Source organism: Sphingomonas sp. SORGH_AS_0950 (assembly GCF_030818415.1).
Taxonomy (GTDB): domain Bacteria; phylum Pseudomonadota; class Alphaproteobacteria; order Sphingomonadales; family Sphingomonadaceae; genus Sphingomonas.
Genome location: NZ_JAUTAE010000001.1, coordinates 1,986,249 through 2,006,099, shown reverse-complemented (window position 1 = coordinate 2,006,099; position 19,851 = coordinate 1,986,249). Strand labels below are relative to the sequence as shown.

The 19,851-nt window shown below is 68.0% G+C and carries 12 protein-coding genes; 6 read left to right on the top strand and 6 right to left on the bottom strand.

Going from position 1 to position 19,851, the window contains the following annotated elements; all coding sequences use genetic code 11:
• Window positions 1-7: 7 nt before the first annotated feature.
• Window positions 8-2,434, top strand: a complete 2,427-nt coding sequence (locus QE385_RS08730; RefSeq protein ID WP_307100952.1) for an ABC transporter permease — start codon at window positions 8-10, stop codon at window positions 2,432-2,434.
• Here the strand turns inward: QE385_RS08730 and QE385_RS08725 are convergent.
• Window positions 2,431-3,918, bottom strand: coding sequence for a PAS domain-containing protein (locus tag QE385_RS08725; protein ID WP_307100950.1), 1,488 nt, complete (start codon window positions 3,916-3,918; stop codon window positions 2,431-2,433). The two genes, QE385_RS08730 and QE385_RS08725, sit on opposite strands and share 4 nt — an antisense overlap.
• 135 nt (window positions 3,919-4,053) lie before the next feature.
• On the opposite strand from QE385_RS08725, the gene QE385_RS08720 reads away from it, so the two are divergent.
• From QE385_RS08720 to galA, 3 genes are all read left to right on the top strand, one after another.
• The gene (locus QE385_RS08720) at window positions 4,054-5,229 is read left to right on the top strand and encodes a zinc-dependent alcohol dehydrogenase (RefSeq protein WP_307100948.1); all 1,176 of its coding nucleotides are present in this window, start codon (window positions 4,054-4,056) and stop codon (window positions 5,227-5,229) included.
• An 11-nt stretch (window positions 5,230-5,240) separates the two neighbouring features.
• Window positions 5,241-5,834 carry a hypothetical protein gene (locus QE385_RS08715; protein ID WP_307100946.1) on the top strand — a complete coding sequence of 198 codons (594 nt, stop codon included), beginning with the start codon at window positions 5,241-5,243 and terminating at the stop codon, window positions 5,832-5,834.
• Window positions 5,835-6,126: 292 nt separating this feature from the next.
• The gene (galA, locus tag QE385_RS08710) at window positions 6,127-9,102 is read left to right on the top strand and encodes a beta-galactosidase GalA (protein ID WP_307100944.1); all 2,976 of its coding nucleotides are present in this window, start codon (window positions 6,127-6,129) and stop codon (window positions 9,100-9,102) included.
• A gap of 91 nt (window positions 9,103-9,193) precedes the next feature.
• Here galA and QE385_RS08705 read toward each other — a convergent pair whose 3' ends face one another.
• The 5 genes from QE385_RS08705 to QE385_RS08685 all read right to left on the bottom strand — a co-directional run bounded on the left by QE385_RS08705 (window position 9,194) and on the right by QE385_RS08685 (window position 17,546).
• Complete coding sequence (locus QE385_RS08705; protein WP_307104643.1) at window positions 9,194-10,309, bottom strand: acyltransferase family protein; 1,116 nt, start codon at window positions 10,307-10,309, stop codon at window positions 9,194-9,196.
• 5 nt (window positions 10,310-10,314) lie between these two features.
• A complete protein-coding gene (locus QE385_RS08700) occupies window positions 10,315-12,600 on the bottom strand; it encodes an alpha-N-acetylglucosaminidase (protein ID WP_307104641.1) in 2,286 nt (761 codons plus the stop codon).
• A gap of 81 nt (window positions 12,601-12,681) precedes the next feature.
• Entirely contained in the window at window positions 12,682-15,465 is a 2,784-nt protein-coding gene (locus QE385_RS08695) for a TonB-dependent receptor (protein ID WP_307100943.1), read from the bottom strand.
• Window positions 15,466-16,041: 576 nt separating this feature from the next.
• Window positions 16,042-16,353 (bottom strand): hypothetical protein, encoded by a 312-nt coding sequence (locus tag QE385_RS08690; protein WP_307100942.1) that lies wholly within the window; start codon window positions 16,351-16,353, stop codon window positions 16,042-16,044.
• Entirely contained in the window at window positions 16,350-17,546 is a 1,197-nt protein-coding gene (locus QE385_RS08685) for a hypothetical protein (RefSeq protein ID WP_307100940.1), read from the bottom strand. Before QE385_RS08685 ends, QE385_RS08690 begins: the two co-directional genes overlap by 4 nt.
• Window positions 17,547-17,656: 110 nt before the next feature.
• Between QE385_RS08685 and QE385_RS08680 the strand changes: the two genes are divergently transcribed.
• Complete coding sequence (locus QE385_RS08680) at window positions 17,657-19,252, top strand: sensor histidine kinase (protein ID WP_307100938.1); 1,596 nt, start codon at window positions 17,657-17,659, stop codon at window positions 19,250-19,252.
• Window positions 19,249-19,845 (top strand): response regulator transcription factor, encoded by a 597-nt coding sequence (locus tag QE385_RS08675; RefSeq protein ID WP_307100936.1) that lies wholly within the window; start codon window positions 19,249-19,251, stop codon window positions 19,843-19,845. The genes QE385_RS08680 and QE385_RS08675 overlap by 4 nt, the downstream gene beginning before the upstream one ends.
• Window positions 19,846-19,851 lie beyond the last annotated feature (6 nt).

Below are 19,851 nucleotides of genomic sequence, written 5' to 3'. Positions count from 1 at the left end.
AGACCCGATGAACGGCCTTGCGCTCACCTCGCTCTACCGCTCGCTCACGCGCCACCCGCTCTATGCCGCGCTCAATATCGGTGGGCTGGCGGTCGGGATCGCGGTCTTCTTCGTCCTGGCGCTCTATGTGCGGTTCGAGACCAGTTTCGAGCGGTGGCTGCCGCACCATGACCAGGTCTATCTCGTCCAGACCGAGTGGAAACGCGCGGACGGTCCGTTCACCGGTACCTATCCGTACACCATGGGCGGCCTGCTCGACGCACTGCGCCAGGATCTGCCCGGCATCGTCGGCACGCGGTTCATGGGCGGCACCGATATGGACGGCAAGGACGGTGGAAGCGTCGTGCGCAACGGTGTCGCGACCTTCGACGATATCGGCCAGGTGGATGCGAGCTTCCTGCGCGTGTTCGACCTGCCATGGGTGGCGGGTGACAAGGCGTCAGCGCTGGCCGATCCGACCAGCGTCATCCTCAGTCGATCGGCGGCCAGGAAATATTTCGGCGATGCCGATCCGATCGGGCAGACGATGACGCTCTCCCTCGACAAAGTCGCCCCTTACCGCGTGACGGGCGTGTTCGAGGATCTGCCGAGGACCAGCGACTTCAAATTCTCCATCCTCGCCCGCCTGCCCACCACCGATCTGGGCGACTGGTGGGACCATTGGGGCAGCACCTCGCTCAAGACCTATCTGCGTTTCCCCGACGAGGATGCGGCAAGGGCCTTCGAGCGGAAGATGCCGGGGTTCGTGGCGCGCCGCGGTGCCCGCGATCTGGGGAAGGATGCGGCGACGCGGATGGCGCTGCCGCTTCTCCCGTTGGTCAAGGCGCATCTGCAACCCGCCGGCCAGGCGAGCGCGACCCGGAAGATGACCATCGCCACGCTGGGGCTGGTCGGGGTGCTGACCCTCTTCATCGCGATCGTCAACTACGTGAATCTGGCGAGCGCACGGGCGGGCCTGCGCGCCCGCGAAGTGGCGATGCGCAAGGTGCTGGGCGCGAGCCGTGGCATGCTGATCCGCCAGTTCATGGGCGAGGCGGTGCTCGCCGCCGGGCTGGCGGCGCTGTTGGGGCTGATGCTCGCGGAGATCGGCCTGCCGATGATCAATGCCGCCAGTGGACTGTCGCTGACCATGCCCTATGCCGTGATCGTCCCGGTGCTGCTGGTGCTGGCGATCGGCATCGGGATTCTGGCCGGCTGCTACCCGGCCATGTTGCTGTCGCGCTTTCCAGCGGCGGCGGTGCTGGCCTCGGCGCGTACGCCGGGCGGCGGGCGCGCGGGGGCGAGGGTGCGCGAGGCGCTGGTGATGGCGCAGTTCGCGGTGGTCATCGCCTTCCTGATCGGCACGGCGGTCCTCGTGGCGCAGACCCGCCATGTCCGTAACGCCGATCTGGGCTTCCGACGCGAAGGGCTGCTCGTCGCGCCCTGGCTCGGCTATGTGGACCAGGCCAAGCAGCCGGCGTTGATCGCGGCGTTCCGGACCGTGCCGGGGGTGTCGATGGTGACGACGTCGGACACTGGGGTCGGCAATGTCGGCAACAACAATGGCGACAATCTCCTGCTGCCCGGTCGCCCCGCTCCGGGACCGGCGGTCCGCCACATCCATGTCGGGTCCGACTTCTTCCGGCTGTTCGGGGTCCGGCCGATCGCCGGGCGATTGCTGGACGACGCGCACCGGATGGACGACCGGCAGAACAGGGAAAAAGGCGTGCCCGGCAACATCGTGATCTCGCGCACGGCCGCCGCCGCGCTGGGGTTCCGCACGCCCGCCGAGGCGATCGGCAGGAGGGTGGTGGAGCCTCGGCCGATGACCATCGTCGGCGTCGTCGAGGATCTGCGCTTCTTCTCGCCGCGCCTGCCCGCAACGCCGGTCTATTACACCTATGCCCATGGTATCGTGCCCTATCCCGTCGCGACGATGCGTTTCACAGGCGACCCGCGCGCGGTGAAGGAGGCCGTCCGCGCGGCCTGGATCCGGATCGCCCCCGAAGCGCCCTTCCGCGCGGATACCGGCGACCGGCTGCTCCAGAATTTCTATGACGACGACGATCGCGCCACGCGTCTGTTCGGCATCGGCGCGGGCCTGGCCGTCCTGATCGGCTGCGTCGGCCTGTGGGGGCTCGCTTCGTTCAATACGCAGCGCCGGGTGAAGGAGATCGGCATCCGGAAAACGCTGGGCGCATCCTCGGTCGACATCATGCGGCTGCTGGTCGGGCAGTTCCTGCGGCCGGTGCTGCTGGCCAATCTGGTCGCATGGCCGCTGGCGTTCGTGGCGATGCGGACATGGCTGGCGGGATTTGACGACCGCATCGCGCTGTCACCGCTTCATTTCCTCGGCGCGACCGCGCTGGCGCTCGGCATCGCGGTGCTGACCGTGGCTGGGCAGGCCGTTCGCGCCAGCCGAATGGAGCCGGCCTGGGCGCTTCGTCATGACTAGGCGTCCGGCCCCGGCGGGGTCGGGACCGGCCTGCGGGTCGCATGGTCCTCGCCGGGCGGAGCGACCCCCGCCGCCAGCGCGATCTGGATGAGTTCGGCCAGATTGCCCGCGTCCAGCCGGTTCATGACCTGGGCGCGGTGCAGCTCGACGGTGCGCGGGCTGATGCCCAGCTTCTTGCCGAGCAGCTTGTTGGTATTGCCCCCGACCAGCCCCAGCAGCACCTCGCGCTCGCGCGGGGTCAGCCGGGCGATGCGCGCGCTGGCGGTCTCGTCGCGGGAGACGGGGCGGACCGCCGCCAGGCAGTCGGCGATCGCGTTCGACAGGCCGGGGTGCAGCGCCGCGTCGTCCTGCGCGACGATATAGTCGGTCGCGCCCGCCTTCATCGCGGCGACGGCGGACATCAGGTTCGTGCCCGCCCCGTCCAGCACGATGCTCGGCAAGGCGATCGACCGGGCCTTGAGCTCGCGGGCGACCGACAACCCTTCGGGCTTGGCATGGCGCAGGTCGACCAGCACGCAGCCGGGCGCCAGGACGGCGGCGATGTCGAGGAACGCCGTCGCGTTCTCGAACAGGCGCGCGCGATACCCCATCGCCCGCACCAGCGCGGCCAGGCGACGGGCCTCGGTCGCCCTGGGGCTGACGATATAGACCTGGCCGCTATCCTCCTGCGTCAGATCCTCCGCGATGCCGCCGATGCGGGTGATCGCGCCCTGCGCGTCGGGAATGGGAAAGCTGGTGTCGCGCAGGCGGCGGACGGCCCCGTCGCCGGGGCGGACGATGCGATACGCATATTGGGTGACGTCCCCGGCCATGACGCTGGCCAGGGCATGTTCGACCTGTACCCGGTCGTCGGGATGCACATCGTCCAGCCAGCATGCGATCGAAGGCGAGGCGCCGTCGCGTGGGATGCCCCAGATGCGATCGAAGGCGGCGCTTCGATAGAGTATGTCCCCGGTTCGCGGATCGGCGATCCAGAGGAGGTTGCTGCTATGCGCGGCAAAGCTGCTGAACTGCGCTTCGCTGGCGCGGATCGCGGCTTCGGCATCGCGCTGCTCGGTCATGTCGATCGCCGCGCCGAGGAAGGCGATCGGATGGCCATGGGCGAATGTCGTCCGGCCCGATGTCGCGATGTGGCGGACGATGCCGTCGTCGCGGCCGATGACGCGATATTCGATCCTGTAGCGTCCATCGCCTGACGGATCGACACAGGCCGCGATCGCCGCGCGGACCCGTTCCCGGTCGTCGGGATGGATGCCCGCTTCGAACAGTTCCTCGTCGATCGCGGTGCCGGGCGGGATGCCCCACATCGCGCAGAGCCGTGCGTCCCATTCAAGCGCGCCGGTGCCCGGGTCCCAAGCATAGATGCCGATGCCGACCAGCTCGGTCGCGGCGCGCAGGCGCGCCTCGCTCCTGTGCCACGCCGCCTCGGGCCCTCGGCGGAACACCGCGTTCCGGATGGACGTGTCGTGCGAAACTTCGTCCATCGGGCCGGCTCTCCTCAGGCTTTGCCGGTCCCACCGGCAAGCGTCCGCGACCGGGTAAGGTTCCCTAGGGATCGCCCGGATGGGCCTGGCGCCTTGCCGTCCATAACTCTGCCCCACGCAATCGAGGAGAGCGGCATGAAGGCCCTGGTCTGGCACGGCAAGGAGGACATCCGGTACGACACGGTGTCCGACCCTGCGATCGAACATCCGCGCGACGCCATAATCAAGGTTACGAGTTGTGCGATCTGCGGGTCGGACCTGCATCTCTTTCACAATCTGGTGCCCGCGATGCTGCCCGGCGACATCATGGGGCACGAGACGATGGGCGAAGTCGTCGAGGTCGGCAGCGCCGCCGGGGGGACGTTGAAGAAGGGTGACCGCGTCGTCATCCCCTTCACCATCCAGTGCGGCGAGTGCGACCAGTGCCGTCGCGGCAACTTCTCGGTGTGCGAGCGGACCAACCGCAAGAAGGAACTGGGCGACAAGGCGTTCGGCCATGCGACGGCGGGTCTGTTCGGCTATACCCACCTGACCGGCGGCTATCCCGGCGGGCAGGCCGAATATCTGCGCGTGCCCTTTGCCGACACCACGCACATCAAGGTGCCGGACGGCATCGACGACGAGAAGTTGCTGTTCCTGTCCGATATCCTGCCGACCGGCTGGCAGGCGGCGGTGCAGGCGGACATCCAGCCCGGCGATACGGTCGCCATCTGGGGCTGTGGCCCGGTCGGCCAGATGGCGATCCGCGCGGCGATCCTGTTGGGCGCCGAACAGGTGGTCGCGATCGACCGGCTGCCCGAACGCCTGTCGATGGCGGCGGCGGCGGGCGCGATCACGATCGACTTCGAGCAGGAAAGCGTCGTCGAGCGGCTGAACGAACTCACCGACGGCAAGGGGCCTGAAAAGTGCATCGATGCGGTCGGCACCGAGAGCCATGTCCATTTCGCCCAGCCCGACACCGTGCTCGACCGCGCCAAGCAGATGCTGATGGCGGAGAATGACCGCCCGCATGTGCTGCGCGAGATGATCTATGTCTGCCGCCCCGGCGGCGTCATCTCGATCATCGGTGTCTATCTGGGGCTGGTCGACAAGATCCCGATGGGTCAGGCGATGAACAAGGGGCTGACCTTTCGCATGGCGCAGGCGCATGTCCCGCGCTGGACGGGCGACCTGCTCCGCCGGATCGAGGACGGGCAGATCGACCCCTCCTTCGTCATCACCCACAAGGTCGATCTGTCCAAGGGCCCCGAAATGTACGCCACCTTCCGCGACAAGGCGGACGGGTGCGTCAAGGTCATGCTCCAACCCTGAAGGAGGGCGTCATGCCACTCACCAACATCACCGGCATCGCCCGTTCGGAGGGCGACCCGCGCGTCGAGCATAAAGGGCCGAGTTCGCTGTCGGGTGCCGACCGGCTGGCGCGCGCGCTCGGCTGGTTCTCGGTCGGGCTGGGCATCGCCGAACTGGTCGCCCCCGGCCGCCTGGCCCGCACGCTGGGGCTCGAGGACAAGGAAGGGCTGATCCGTGCCTATGGTGCCCGCGAACTGGCCAGCGCCGTCCCGACGCTGTCGATCGACAAGCCGGTCGGGCTGGCCGCGCGGATCGCGGGCGACGCGCTCGATCTGGGCACGCTGGCGACCGGGCTGCACCGCGACAACCCCAAATGGCGCAACGCCGCGATCGCGACCGCGCTGGTCGCGGGGATCACGCTGCTCGACATCGCAGCGTTGAAGGGCGTGAAGGCCGCCCATCGGCGCGAACCCGGTGCCGGTCGGGACTATTCCGACCGGTCGGGACTGCCCAAGGGGCGGGAAGCCTCGCGCGGGCTGGCCCGCAAGGACTTCGACATTCCTCCCGACTATCGCGCCGAGGGCAGCGTGGCCGATGCGGTGCCGTTGCTGCCGTCCCAGGCCTGACTCCCGAAACCCAAGCGGCACCATGGCGGTGCTGAATTGGTCAGACAAATCGTCTTTACAGCCCGCATCATCGGGGTAGACTGATCCCTCGACCATGGGGTGCGGGGGATGAAGCGGGCTGGGATCGGCGTCATGGGTGCGGGCCTTGCCTCGACAGGGGGCATGGCCTCACCGACCCGCGCCTCGACCATGTGCGACGCCTTCGCCCTCTGGCTTTTCACGATCAAAGAAATGGCGGCGTGCCTGCGGGGCGCCGCCTTTTTTGATTCGCCCGTCCGACAGGACGCACGCCGTGCCGCCGGATGATGCCGTGCCCGGCATGGCCCGCGCCACCCTACCGCCCAAGACCTTCCCTGCCGGAGACCGCCCGATGACCGTGACCCGCCGCACTCTCCTGGCCAGCGGACTGACAACGGGGCTCACCGCCCCGACGCTCGGTGCGCCCGGCCTTGCGGCGGGCCGTCCGCTCGAACTCGACAGCGGCGATGCGCCCGCGCCGTTCGACGCGATGCCCGAGCCGCCCTTCATCGCCGATCCGAGCCTCCTCCGGCTCGATGACGGCTGGCTGTTCCACAAGGGCGATATCGTCGTGCCGCCGATCCTGGGGCATGAGGAAAGCTATCAGAATGCCAAGGCCGGGATCGCGCAGGGCGCGGCGGCGGTCGGCTATGACGATAGCGACTGGCGCGCGGTCGAACTGCCGCATGACTGGGCGATGGAGGAGGTGGTCGACCCGAACGCCAATGTCGCGCAGGGCTATCGGCGGCGCGGCATCGGCTGGTATCGGCGCACGCTCAAGCTGCCCGTCGAATGGCGCGGCCGCTATCTGGAGGTGCAGCTCGGCGCGGCGGCGACCAACGCCAAGGTCTGGTTCAACGGCGTCCTCGTCGCGCACAGCTTCAGCGGCTACACCGCGATCCTGATCGACATCACCCCCTATGCCCGGTTCGGCGAGGAGCTGAACACGCTGGCCGTCCGCGTCGATGCCGAGACGATGGAGGGATGGTGGTATGAGGGCGCCGGGCTCTATCGCCACAACTGGCTGGCGGTGCGCGATGGGGTCAGCATCGTCACCGATGGCCTCCACGCCGATCCGCGCAAGGGGGATGGCGGCTGGACGGTGCCGGTCGCGCTGACTGTCTCAAACATCCAGAAGGCGGCGGCAACCGTCCGGGCGGAGGCGGTGCTGATCGACCCGTCGGGCCGCACCATCGGCCGTGCCGAGACGGACATAAGCGTCGATCCCCTGAAGACCGCCGAAGCGAACATGACGATCCCGGTCGCCGATCCACAGCGTTGGTCGGTGGACCATCCGACGCTCTATCGGGTGGAGACACGGCTGCTGCGCGACGGCAAGGCCATCGACGCCCGCGCCACCCGGATCGGCTTTCGCCAGATCCGCTTCGATGCCGCCACCGGCTTTTATCTCAACGGCGTGGCGACCAAGATCAAGGGCGTGTGCGTCCATCAGGATCATGCCGGGGTCGGCGTCGCCATGCCCGATGCGATGTGGGAATGGCGCATCCGGCGGCTGAAGGCGATGGGGTGCAACGCGCTGCGCTGTTCGCACCATGCGCCCGCACCCGAATTGCTCGATGCGTGCGACCGGCTGGGGATGCTGGTCATGGACGAGAACCGCAACTTCAACCCCAGCCCGGACTATCTGCGCCAGTTGCAATGGCTGGTCCGCCGCGACCGCAACCGGCCGAGCGTCTTCCTGTGGTCCGTCTTCAACGAAGAGCCGATGCAGGGCACCGAACAGGGTTACGAGATGGTCCGCCGCATGGCCGAGGCGGTGAAGGAACTCGACACCGCGCGCCCCGTCACGGCGGCGATGAACGACGGGATGTTCTCCCCGCTCAACGTCTCCGACGCGGTCGACGTCATGGGCTTCAACTACCAGCATCGCCGCTACGACAAATTCCACGCCGCGCATCCGGCCAAGCCGATGACCAGTTCGGAGGATACCAGCGCCTTCATGACGCGGGGCGTGTGGAAGACCGACATGGCGCGGCATGAGGTCAGTTCCTATGACACCGACGCCGCCGAATGGGGCCTGACCCATCATGAAAGCTGGCGGATGATCGACACGCGGCCGTTCGTCGCGGGGACGTTCGTGTGGACCGGCTTCGACTATCATGGCGAGCCGACGCCGTTCGAATGGCCGACGACCAGCAGCGTGTTCGGCATCATGGACCTGTGCGGTTTCGCCAAGATGGCCTTTCACCTGCGCCGGGCGCAATGGGTGGACGATGCCCCGGCCCTTGCCATCGCGCCGCACTGGACCTGGCCGGGGCGTGAGGGGGAGGCGATCCGGGTGATCGCGCTGACCAATGCCGAGACGGTGGAACTGCGCCTGAACGGCCAGAGCCTGGGGACCAGGACGGTCGACCGGCTGGCGATGCCCGAATGGCAGGTGCCCTATCGCCCCGGACGGCTGGAGGCGATCGGCTATCGCGCCGGGCGGGCGGTGTCGCGGACCTTTGTCGAGACGGCGGGTGCGCCGGTCGCGCTGCGGCTGGTCGCCGATCGCGGCGGGATGCTGGGGACGGGTAGCGACGTGCAGCCCTTCACCGTGATGGCGGTCGATGCGCAGGGGCGGGTGGTGCCGGATGCGGCGGCGCAGGTCACCTTCCGCGTGACGAGGGGCGCGGTGATCGGGGTGGGCAATGGCGACCCCAACGACCATGACTCCGAGGTCCTGCCCGCGCGCCGCCTGTTCCATGGCCTCGCCCAGGCGCTGGTCCGGGCCGAGGCGGGGGCGGGCACGCTGACCCTCGAGGCGAGTGCACCGGGGCTGAAACCGGCGCGGGCATCGGTGCGGGTGATCGCGGCCCGGCCTCTGCCCGCGCTGCCCGCGACGCGGCCGGTCGCGATGCTGACCGACTGGAAGCGGAGCGACTTTGCCGCGACCCGGCCCGATCCGCTGCGCCACTATGCGGGCAACGACATGAACAGCCTGGTCTATGCGCGTCCCGGACGGCTGGAGGGACCGGGCGAGGGGGTCTGGTCGACCTATCGCACGAGCGTCAAGCCGCGCCGCCGGGTGGCCGAGCAGGGCGGCGCGGTGGTCTTCGCCGAGGTGGTCGGGCGGGCCGAGGCCTGGGTCGACGGCGTGAAGCGGGCGGAGAAGACGGCGTTCGCGGGCGGCCCGCTGGTGGTGCCGTTCCCGGCCGGGGCGGGGGAGCGGCAGGTGGTGCTGGTCGTCGAGGCGGAGCCGGGCAAGGCGTCCGGCCTGGGACGGACGGTGTCGGTGCGGGAGAGGTGATTCCCTTGGCCTTCGACTTCGCTCAGGCTGAACGGGTGGGGGATATTGGTCCCGACCTCCGTTCGCGCTGAGCGAAGTCGAAGCGTATGGGTCAGACCTTCAGAATGATCCCCTTGCGATCCAGCACCCACCCGAAGCCGCAGCAGACCAGCGTATAGGCCAGCGCGCAGAGCAGCGAGCCGACCGGCCCCGGCGCGATCGGCTGGAACCCGTTCAGCCCGATCCAGGTATAGAGCCCGACGCCGTCGACATGGACCAGCTCCAGCACGACGACCAGCAGTTCGGAAAACAGATAGATGGCCAGCGGATTGCGCCCCAGCATCTGGAGGAAGGACCGCCCGAGCGTCACCCCCCGAACCTCGACCAGCCAGAGAACCGCGCCGAGCAGGATCAGGTCGAGCCCGACGGTCAGTGCGACGAACGACCCGGTCCACAGCTTCTTGCCGATCGGCAGGATGGGCGACAGCAATAGCGCGACGACGACCAGCCCCGCCCCGATCGCCGCCAGCCGTCCGACCGTGGCGGCATGCTTGCCCCAGCGCTGGATGGCCAGGCCGGTCAGATAGCCTGCGATCACATTGGCGGTCGCGGGCAGCGTGCCGAGCAGCCCCTCGGGATCGAAGCCATGGTCTTTCTTGTACAGATGCTCCGGCCCGATCAGCCACAGGTCGAACAACGTCCCCGCATTCTTGTACCGCCCGAACGCCTCGCCCGCCGGGCTCAGGCCCGTCAGGATCGCCCAGTGCGCGACGACCAGCCCGACAGCGACCACCACCAGATGGCTGGGCCGCAGATAGCGGGCGAGGAGCGCCCCCAGCAGATAGCAGAGCGCGATGCGTTGCAGCACGCCGGTCAGCCGCGTGTCGGCAAAGGGCTTGGCGACCCAGCTGCCGTCCGCCTGGTGCGTGACGAAGGGGAACCAGTACATCAGCACACCGAGCAGGAAGATCAGCGCGGCCCGCTTGAATATGCGGCGCAGGAAGACGGGCTCGGGCATCGGCCGGGTCAGCGCGAAGCTCATCGCATTGCCGACCGCGAACAGGAAGCTGGGATAGATCAGGTCGGCCAGCGTGAAGCCGAACCACGGCGCATGCTGCAACTGGGTGAAGGCCCCGCCCGCGCCCGCCGTGTTGACCACGATCATCAGGAAGATGGTCGCGCCCCGGAACATGTCGAGCGAGGCGAAGCGCTCGGGTCTGGCGGTCATGGTCGTCACCGGGCCGTCTCCGTCATCAGCGCGCGGGCCTCGGCCACCGGGTCGGCGGGGGCGCTGGCCTTATAGGGGCGGGGATCGGCGACCCAGGCCCTTTCCCAGTCGAGCAGCTTCGCGGTGAAGGCCGCATCGTCGACCGGCCGCCTGGCGAGCGCGGCGGCACGCGCTTCGGTCAGGTAGCGCGTCCAGCGCGGCAGGTAATAATCGGCATACATGCCCGCCCAGGCCTTGGATGCATAGTCGCCCAGATGCCCGCGCCCGCCCCAGATCGTCACCTGCGCCTTGGCATTCTGCGCATAGGCGGTCTTCTCGGCGGGCGTGTCGCCATAGCCGCGCGCATCGGCGATCCAGCTGGCCAGGCTTTCCTGCTGCCCGCCGATCAGGTGATCGATGGCGAGCGCCAGCGCCTTCATCCGCGCCGTTTCCCGGTCTCCGGCGGCGACATCGCCCCGCTGATAGGCGGCGACGGCGGCCTTGACCGTGTCGTCCAGCGACAGGCTGGCGGCATGGCGGGTCAGATCGACCAGGTCGTAGCGATAGAGCGGGCTTTTGCCATAAGCGGGGGCGAGCTTGAGCATCGCCGCGATCCCGGCGCGCAGCTTCGCGCGGTCGCCGGGCTCGGCGGGATAGGTCGGCGCATCGGTCGCCGGTCGCTTGAAGAACAGATAGGCGCCCGCGCGCTCGTTCCACCAGCGTGGGGTCCAGTAACGCACGTTATAGGCGCCCGCGACCACATCCTGCCAGGCCGCGACCATCGCCGGGTCGCTCCGGCCGTAACGCGCGGCGGTATAGCGGCTCAGCCACGGCGCCATCGCCATGTCGCCGCCGCCGGGCCAGGCCACGTCATAGGCATAGTCATAGACCAGGCTGTTGCTGTGCAGCCCCTCCGGAAACAGGCCGAACCCGCGGACATTCCCGCGCGCGCCGTCGGCGAACAGCGCAGTCACGTCGCGGCGGTAGAAATCGGGCGCGCCATAGACCGGGTTGCTGCCGCCATAATTATGGACATAGCCATAGACCCAGCTCTTGCCGTCGAACCCGTTCGTCGTCTTCCAGATGCCGGGATAGCGGTCATTGCCGATGTCGAGGATCAGCATCTTCCGGTCCGGCACGTCGCGGAGGAAGGCGGCGATGGCATCGGGCGTCCAGAATTTCTTGTCCGCGCCGAACAGCCAGCCCTGCATCACCCAGGTCGCATCGGGCCGCGCCGCCGCGATCGCGGCATAGAGCCGCTGGCCATAGGCGGCCAGCCGCGCGTCGCGGACCTCGCGGGGCAGCGCCGCCGCCCGGGTCGCGGCGTCGAGCGCGGGCGTGTTGGCGGTCGCATCGCCATATGAGGCATGGGCGGTGTCGCTGCCGTCCTCGGCGATCGGCGGCACCATCTCGTTAAAGGCATCGGCGAGGTAATATTGCCCCGGCCCATATTCGGCGGTGTAGAGGTCCAGGAACCGCTTGGCGAGCGGCGCGAACAGCGGGTCGGACGGGTCGAGCCAATAGGTGCCCTCGAACCCCTCCCAGGACCGCATCTTGTAGATGCGCGCCTTGGGATGCGCCTCGGCAAAGGCCTTGGGCACGTAACCGGCGAAGGCGGGGAGGATCGGCGTCATGCCCAGTTCGCGCATCCGCGCCAGGATGCGCTTTTGCAGATCGCGCTTCTTGTCGATCCACCCGGTCGGCAGCGGCGCGCGATAGCCCTCGATATTGCCCATGCGCTGCCAGGGCAGGAAGGCCGGGCCGGAGAAATGCTGCGCCAGTTGCGCCTCGCTCAACCCCTGTTCGCGCCAGAGCTGGCGCCAGACATAATCCTGCCCCTCCATGGCGAGCGGCATGTCGACGCCGTGGACCGCCATCGCGTCGATCTCGCGCTCCCATCGCGGCCAGCCCCACCAGGGGGTGGTATAGCCATAGGTGCAGGTGTTCAGATAGGCGCGAAAGCCGAAGGGAGAGGCGACCCAGCCGCTGTCACCGGGGGTCAGGCGGGTCATCGGGCCGACGCGATTACCCTCCCAGCTGACCGACAGCCGTCCTTGCGCGGTCAGCGCCGCCGCCGCGCCGCGCACCGCCGCGACCGGCGAGGACGCCTCGACCCGCAGCCGGTCGTGATCGATCCGGACGCGGTAGCGGGGATCGGGCGAAGGCTGGATCGCCACCGAAAGCTGACGCTCGGGCACGCCGAGCCGCCGGAGCGCATCGCGCGCGGCCTGCCCGCCATCGCCCTGCGCATGGGCCGTCGAGGCGGTGAGCAACAGGGTGCCGATCAGGCCGAGCGTCTTGGGGAAAGTCATCACGAAGGTCTTGTTCCCGGCAAAGGGCGGAAAGGGAAGGGCGGATCGACCCGTGCGGCCGTCCGCCCTTCAGGGGGGAGATCAGAACCTCGTCGATGCCGACAGATAGAAGGTGCGCCCCGTCCGGCTGGCGAGCTGGAAGGTGTTCGCATTCGTCTGATAGGCGTCTTCATGGGTGTTGTTCAGATTGATGATGCCGCCCGTGAAGCTGAGATAGCTGGTCGGATTGAAGCCCAGCGCCAGGTCCATCTGGGTACGCGGGCGCACGACATGGGTCAGGCCGCTATTGACGAAGAAGCTCGACGCCGCATCCTGCACATAGGAGCTGCGGTGGTTGACCGACAGCCGCACGCTGAACATCTCGTCTTCCCAATAGGGCGTCAGGTTCCAGGTCAGCTTCGACAGGTCGCGCAGGTTGAATCCGGTGCCGATCGCGCTGGCATCGGTGTCGACCACGGTGACGTTGCCGACCGCGCCGAAGCCCTTCACGGGAAGGATCGCATCGAAATTCTGCGACGCGCCCAGTTCCAGGCCCTTGATATGGATGACCCGGTCGTCGTTCAGCACCCGGCTGAAGCTATAGTCGGTTTTCAGGTCGGCCGACTGGCAGTCGCTGACCACGCCGTTCAGCGCCACGCCGTCATAGGAGGACGGGCAGTAGAATTGGGTGAAGGTGCCGTTCTTCACCGCCTTGTAGAAGCCGGCCAGCGTGATCGAATTGCCCTTGCCGTGATAATATTCCAGGCTGAGGTCCAGCTGGTTGGCGGTCAGCGGTTTCAGGCGGCTCTCGCCCTGCGCCACCGAGACGCTGGGGCGCAGGCTGGTGGTCACGCGGGTGATGGTGTCGGCCATCTGCGTCTGGCTGTTGAGCAGCGGGCGGACCAGCACCTTGGCCGCCGCGATGCGCGCGACCAGATGCGGCGTCACGTCCAGCGCGAAGCTGGCGCTGGGCAGGACATTGCCATAATCCTGCACGACATGCTGCTGGCCGAGCAAGGTCGCGTCGCTGCCGGTGCCGTTGGTCAGGCTGCTGGTGACGTTCTGGTGGGTATGTTCGTACCGCACGCCGACATTGCCGCGCACCGGCAGGTCGAACAGCGTGCCGTCGATATTGGCCATGGCATAGAGTGCCGGGATATAGCGGTCGACCTTGTAGGTGTTGGGCCAGTCGGGCGTGTCGGGCACGGTGATGCCCTTGTCGCGCAGGATCTGCTGCCACAGCGGCGCATTGACCGACAGGAAGCTGTGCGGGATCGCCATCGACCCGCCCAGAAAGTCGTTCACCAGCACGCCCGTCTTCGACAGGTCGGGAATCCAAGCATATTCGGGATAGGTCACCGGATCGCTGACATCGGCGTCGCGGTCGTGGCGATAGGCCTTGGTGTCGAAGCTCTCGTGATGATATTTCGCGCCGAAGACCAGCGCCTTGATCCCGTGCCAGTCGAGATCCTGGGTCAGGTCGGTCTGCACCGCGCGGTCGCGCGCCGACTGGATATGCGTCGCGCCGTCGACAAAGGCGTACCAGGTGCGGTTGCCCATATTGTAGATCGAGCCGTCGGTCAGGCTGGCGGTGTTCCACTTGACGTTGAACGGATCGGAAATGTCGAGCGTGCCGCCATTCGCGAAGCGCACCTCGTCGATGGTCGCCCATTCGTACAGCTTGGCATCACCCTGGGTATAATGGCCGATCGCGCGGATATGGGTGGTGTCGGTCGGGCTCCAGCTGACCGTGCCGGTATAGGCCTGGGTCTGGAGCTTGCGCAGTTCGGGCTGGTCGTTGTTGTCGACGTTGAAACTGCCGATCGAGATGTTGTTCGCGACGCCGTTGGCCGAGCTGTTGACCTTCACCGCCGAGGCGGCCCAGCGGCCGAAGACCATCTGGCGGGTGTCGTAACGGGTATGGTCGCGCGAATATTCGCCCTGGAGCAGCACCTCGAAATTGTCCTGCGGCTTCCACTGGATCGCGCCGCTGCCCATCAGCTGCTCGGTGTCGCGTTCGATCCGGCGATAGCGCAGATTGCCCGGCACCTGCACGTCCGACGCGCCCGCCACGGCGCCCGGCTGATACCAGTTCTTGATGAACAGATAGTCGCCGCGATCCTTCAGCTTCTGATAGCCGACGTCCAGCATGACGCCGATCGTGTCGTTGGCGAACCGCTTGATATAGGCGGCGTTGACCTTGGGCGTGACGTCGCCGCGATAGTCGGAATAATAGCCCTTCACGCCTGCGATGAAGCTGGGGCCCTTATAGGCCAGCGGCTTGACCGTATCGATGTTGACCGTGCCCGCCAGGCCGCCCGTGTCCATGTCGGCGGTCGGCGACTTGATGACCTGGATCGCGCTCGCCAGGTCGGTCTGGATGATGTCGTAGCGGAAGCCGTCCTTGAAGTCGGCGCTGGCGAAGGTCTGGCCGTTGATCGTGGTCCGCGCATATTGCGGACCCAGGCCACGGATGCTGATCGTCGAGCCGCGTCCGTTGATGTTGGACATCTGGACGCCCGCGATACGCTGGATCGCCTCGGTGATGTTCTGGGCGGGGAACTTGCCGATATCCTCCGACGAGATGCCGTCGGTGATGCGGATGTCATTGCGCTTGGCGGCCAGCGCGGAGGCGATGCTCTGGCGATAGCCGGCGACGGTGATCTCGTCCTGCCCGCCATCCCCGGCGGTATCGGCCTGGGCGGCGGTCTGGCCTGCCCCGGCGGCGGTCGAGATGCTGGTATTGGCGGCGGCGGGGCCGCTCGTCTGCGCCAGGACGGGCGCGGCGATCATCGCCGAGGCCAGCCCGGCGGCGGTGAACGCCGTCGTCTGGAGCAGGCATTTGCGGCCCGGACGCGACACGCCGTTACGCGGTGACGTAATCATGCATTTTCCCTCCTCTGATCCCGACGCGCGCTCGTCGTGCCGGGCTTCCCCGAGACTGTGCCGGAAAGGGCATCGGCAATCGGCGGGAGGCAGGAGGCGTCATCGACCGGAACGCGAGAAGCGTTCACGAACCGGGATCGACGGTCTCATCTGCTGCGCTGGGACGCGAAGCCTGTCCGGTGTCCATCGTCGCGTCCGTCGTCCGGCCTATGGGCCGTGTACGGCGAATCGCGGCATTGGACCGAAAATGTCTTCCTGCATCACGTTCTTGTAATCTTATGGTCTTATCGGTGACATGGAATGGTCATGCCTGTCAACATGGTGACAACCGGTTTCGCCCCAAAATCGGCATGAGGCATGACCGATCGGGGATTGTGGCTGTATTACAGAGGGATGAGGTCATGAATTTTTCGTCATGATCGCTGGGCGGACGGCATCGCCGTTGTTCGTCGCCCGTCCCGAAAGGCGCCCCGGGTGTCGGAGCGAACCGGGCGGCCCATCGAGTCTAAATTGGTACTGCCCTTGCTGGCTTGGCCAATTGGCCTGTCCGGCCATGGGGACGGGAGGGCGAGCGGATCAGTCGCCCTCCTCGCGCCATCGCTTCGCGCCCCAGCGCATCAGGTCGCGCCCCGTCGAGACGAGGCAGAGGTCGGCGACCGCAAAGCCCAGGCCCAGGCGCGGCCAGCCATGCGCCAGCAGGACCAGCGGCCATGCGATCGCCGCGAGGATCAGCAGGATGCCGAGCGGCCGCGTCACCCGGTTCCACCATCGGCGCGGTTCGATCTCCTGCTCCCAGATGATGACGCCGCCATCGGGCTGGCGCCAGATACCGCGTACTTCCCGCCCGGGATCGCTGCTGACGAAGTTACCGGGCGGGTCCCAGGTCACTTCAGGCTGGCCCCGACCAGGACGAGGAGGATGCCGGGATCGATCTTTGCGGGATCGATATAGAAGCTGGTCGACATGGGGTCGTTCGCGAGGACCGCGACGTCTTCGAAGCCCAGCTTGCGGCATTTTTCGGGATCGACGCGGGTATAGCAGCGCAGACGCTCACCTGCGGTCGTCAGGCGGACCGCGATGGTCCGTTGCCCCTTGATGCGCATGCGCAGATCCGGAATCTCGGTGAAATAGAGTTCCAGACCGGCCGGGGAGGCATCGATCAACGTATTGATGAATTGGCTTCCCGCCGGGCTCAACCCGTTGCGGAATGTAAGCTCGCTCAAACTCAGTCCTTCCTCTTCTGCGATTTCAAGCGTCTCGGCATCGGACGTATCGAGATAGGCCTCGACGACGCCGGCGGGGGCAGGGGCGTGCTGTGCGTTGCGCTGTTCAGATTCGGCGCGCTGGAAGGCGGCAAGTTCCTGCGGCAACGCCGCCGCCATCGCCGCTGCGACCTCGGCCTCGCCGATAGGGGCGCGCTGTGTGCCGAGCGCGATGGCCGCATTGCAGATCGGCCGGAAGCTGTTCACCAACAGCGTCTCGGCGGGGCGCAGCCATTGTTCGCGCGCCCATGCGCCGCGTTCGCGCCCCTCCGCGCCAGCCAGCCGCTCCGGCCACCCTGCCGCGACGGGCTGGAACAGACAGGTGATGCGGTCGAGCATGTCATCCTCATGGCCCGGCCCGAACACGTCCCAGTGGCGCGCGGCGAAGACGGCCTTTTGCGCCGTGCAATGGGCTCCGCTGAGCAAAGGATGCGCGGGCAGCGCGGCAAGGTCGGTCGCGCGCCCCTGCGGCAGGCAGGCGGCCAGCGCCTCGGTGACCGGATCGCCCGCCTGCGCGGCGAGCAGGCGGCGCAGCGATGCGCGGCTGAAGCTGATGCGCGGCGATCGCATCGTCTGCCCGACGACGTGCAGCACCCAGCGATGAAGGACGGAATAGTCCGCGCCCGCTTGTTCGCCGACGTGCAGCCCGATGTAGAAGAGCGCCCCGTCGAGGAACAGGGCATAGAGCCCCGGCCCGCACAGATCGTCCGGGATGCGATCGACCGCCACGTCGGCGATCTGGTTCGCCCAGTCCGGCTTGCCGTCCGGCGGCGTGACGGTTCGCAATTTCATGAGCTGTGATGCGCGATAGATGGGCATTGCGGTTCCTTGCCAGTGACCGCGCGGTCATCGGCGCAAGTGGCGCGCACGGCCTATCCGGGAAATACCCCGATAGCCGCTGGCGAACCGATCCGGCTAAGGAGTCGGCGATGATCCCGGTCCGCGCTTTCCTGTCGTCCCTGCTCCGTTCGGTACGCCCCCGCCGCGCCGACCTGCCATGGATTGCGGGCTATGCGGTCGCGTTCCTGGTGTCGCACCATGTCGCGGCGATGTGGGGTGGGCAGGGCTTTTACTCGCTGCTCTATCCGGCCGCGGGTCTTCGGATCGCGTTGCTGTGGAGCCGGGGACCGCGCCTGACCCCCGCGATCGCCATGGCCGAGTTGGTCGTTCAGACGGTCAACGGCGTGATCGTGCCGGGCGCGCCGGGCTGGATCATGGCGATGATCGGCGTCGCGCGACCGCCGCTGACCTATGGCGCGGTGGTGTGGGCGGTCCGGCGATTGGCGCCGCATCTGCGATCGACCCTCGGCGTCGCGCCGATGCCGCTCGCCATCGGATCGGTCGCGGCCCCGGTCGCGGCTTCGCTCGCGTCGCTGCCCTGGGCTTTGTGGCATCCCGAACTGACCGGGGCGGACGGCGCGTCGCGCCTCGTCGCGTCGCTGACCAATTTCATGGTCGGCGACCTGCTGGGCGTCATGCTGGTGGCGCCGCCGCTGCTCTGGGCGGTGCAGGGCGCGCCCGGATGGCGACGGGTGGCGCGGATCGATCGGGGGCGGATGCTGGCGCTGGGCGAGGCGGCGCTGGTGCTCGGCACGGCGATGGCGCTGGCGGTGCTGCTGGCGGCGGTCGGGCTGGGCACGCCGGTGACGCCGGGGCTGCTGGCGGTGGCCTGGATCGGGCTGCGCTTCGGGCGGACGGCGGGCTGGTGCGCGGTGCTCGTCGTCGCGGCGATCACCCTGCCGTTCACCACCGGCCCGCTGCCGCTGGCCGAGCGGCTCGCGCTGCACATGAGCTTGGCGTCGGTGGTCGTGGTCGGCTATCTCGCGGGCAGCTTTTCGGACGCACAGGCCAAGGCGCAGGTCGATCTGGCCCGGCGCGACCGGATGCTGTTCCAGGCCGAGCGGCTGAAGACGCTGCGCGCCATGTCGGTCGCGGTCATCCACGAGATCAGTCAGCCCCTGTCCACGATCGCCATCGAGGCGAGCCATTTGCGGGTGATCGCGGCCGATGCCGATCCCGAAATCGCCGAGGCCGCCGCGCTGATCGACCGCAAGGCCGCGACCCTGTCGCAGCTGGTGCGCCGCCTGCGCCGCTTTGGCGGGCGCGCGGTGGACGAACCCAGCGCGCTGCCGGTCGCGGCGCTGATCGATATGGTCGCCGCGCTGGTCGGGCCGGAGGCGAAGGCGGCGCGGACCGTGCTGACCATCGATCCGATCGATCCGAACCTGTTCGTGCTGGGGCAGGAGATCGAATTGTCGCAGGCCATGGTGAACCTCGTCCGCAACGCCTTGCAGGCTTGCGATGGTTCGGTCGGGATCGCGGCGGCTCGAGAGGGGGACATGGTCCGGATCGGCATCCGCAACCGCTGCGCGCCGGACCAGGCGATGCGGCCGGGCATGGGGGTCGGCGGGCTGGTGGCGCGCGCCATCGTCGAGGCGCATGGCGGGACGCTGACCCGGCAAGCCAATGCGGCGGGGGATGTCTGCGCCGCGCTCACCCTGCCGCTCGCGGGGGCGGGGCAATGAGCGAGGGGGGCCCGGACACCGCGCGCTCGATCGTCTATATCGTCGATGACGATCGCGACCTGGGGGCGGCGGTCGCGCGGCTGCTGGTCCGCCATGGTCATGCCGCCGAACCGTTTCTCGACCCCGCCATCCTGTTGTCGGCCTATGCCGATGCGCCCGCGCACTGTGTCGTGACCGACATCATGATGGGCGATCTCGACGGTTTCGGTTTCGCCGACCGGGTGCGCGAGATCGATCCGGCGGTCGCGATCGTGTTCATGACGGCATGGCCGACCACCGCCAATGCGGTCGACTCGGTGCGGCGCTATGGCGGGCTCGACTATCTGGAAAAGCCGTTCGATGAGCGCCGCCTGATCGCGGCGGTGGCCGAGGGGGTCGCCTGGTCGCGGCATCAGCGCGCCGTTCGCGCGCGCACCGCCGCGCTGACCGTGCGCGAACGGCAGGTCTTCGACCTGGTGGTGCTGGGCCATAGCAGCAAGGTGGTGGCGCACCTCCTGGGGCTCAGCATCAAGACGGTCGAGGATCACCGCGCCGCGATCATGGCCAAGACGGGGGCCAACGGCCTGGCCCAGCTGATCGCGCTCGCCCGCTAATGCTCG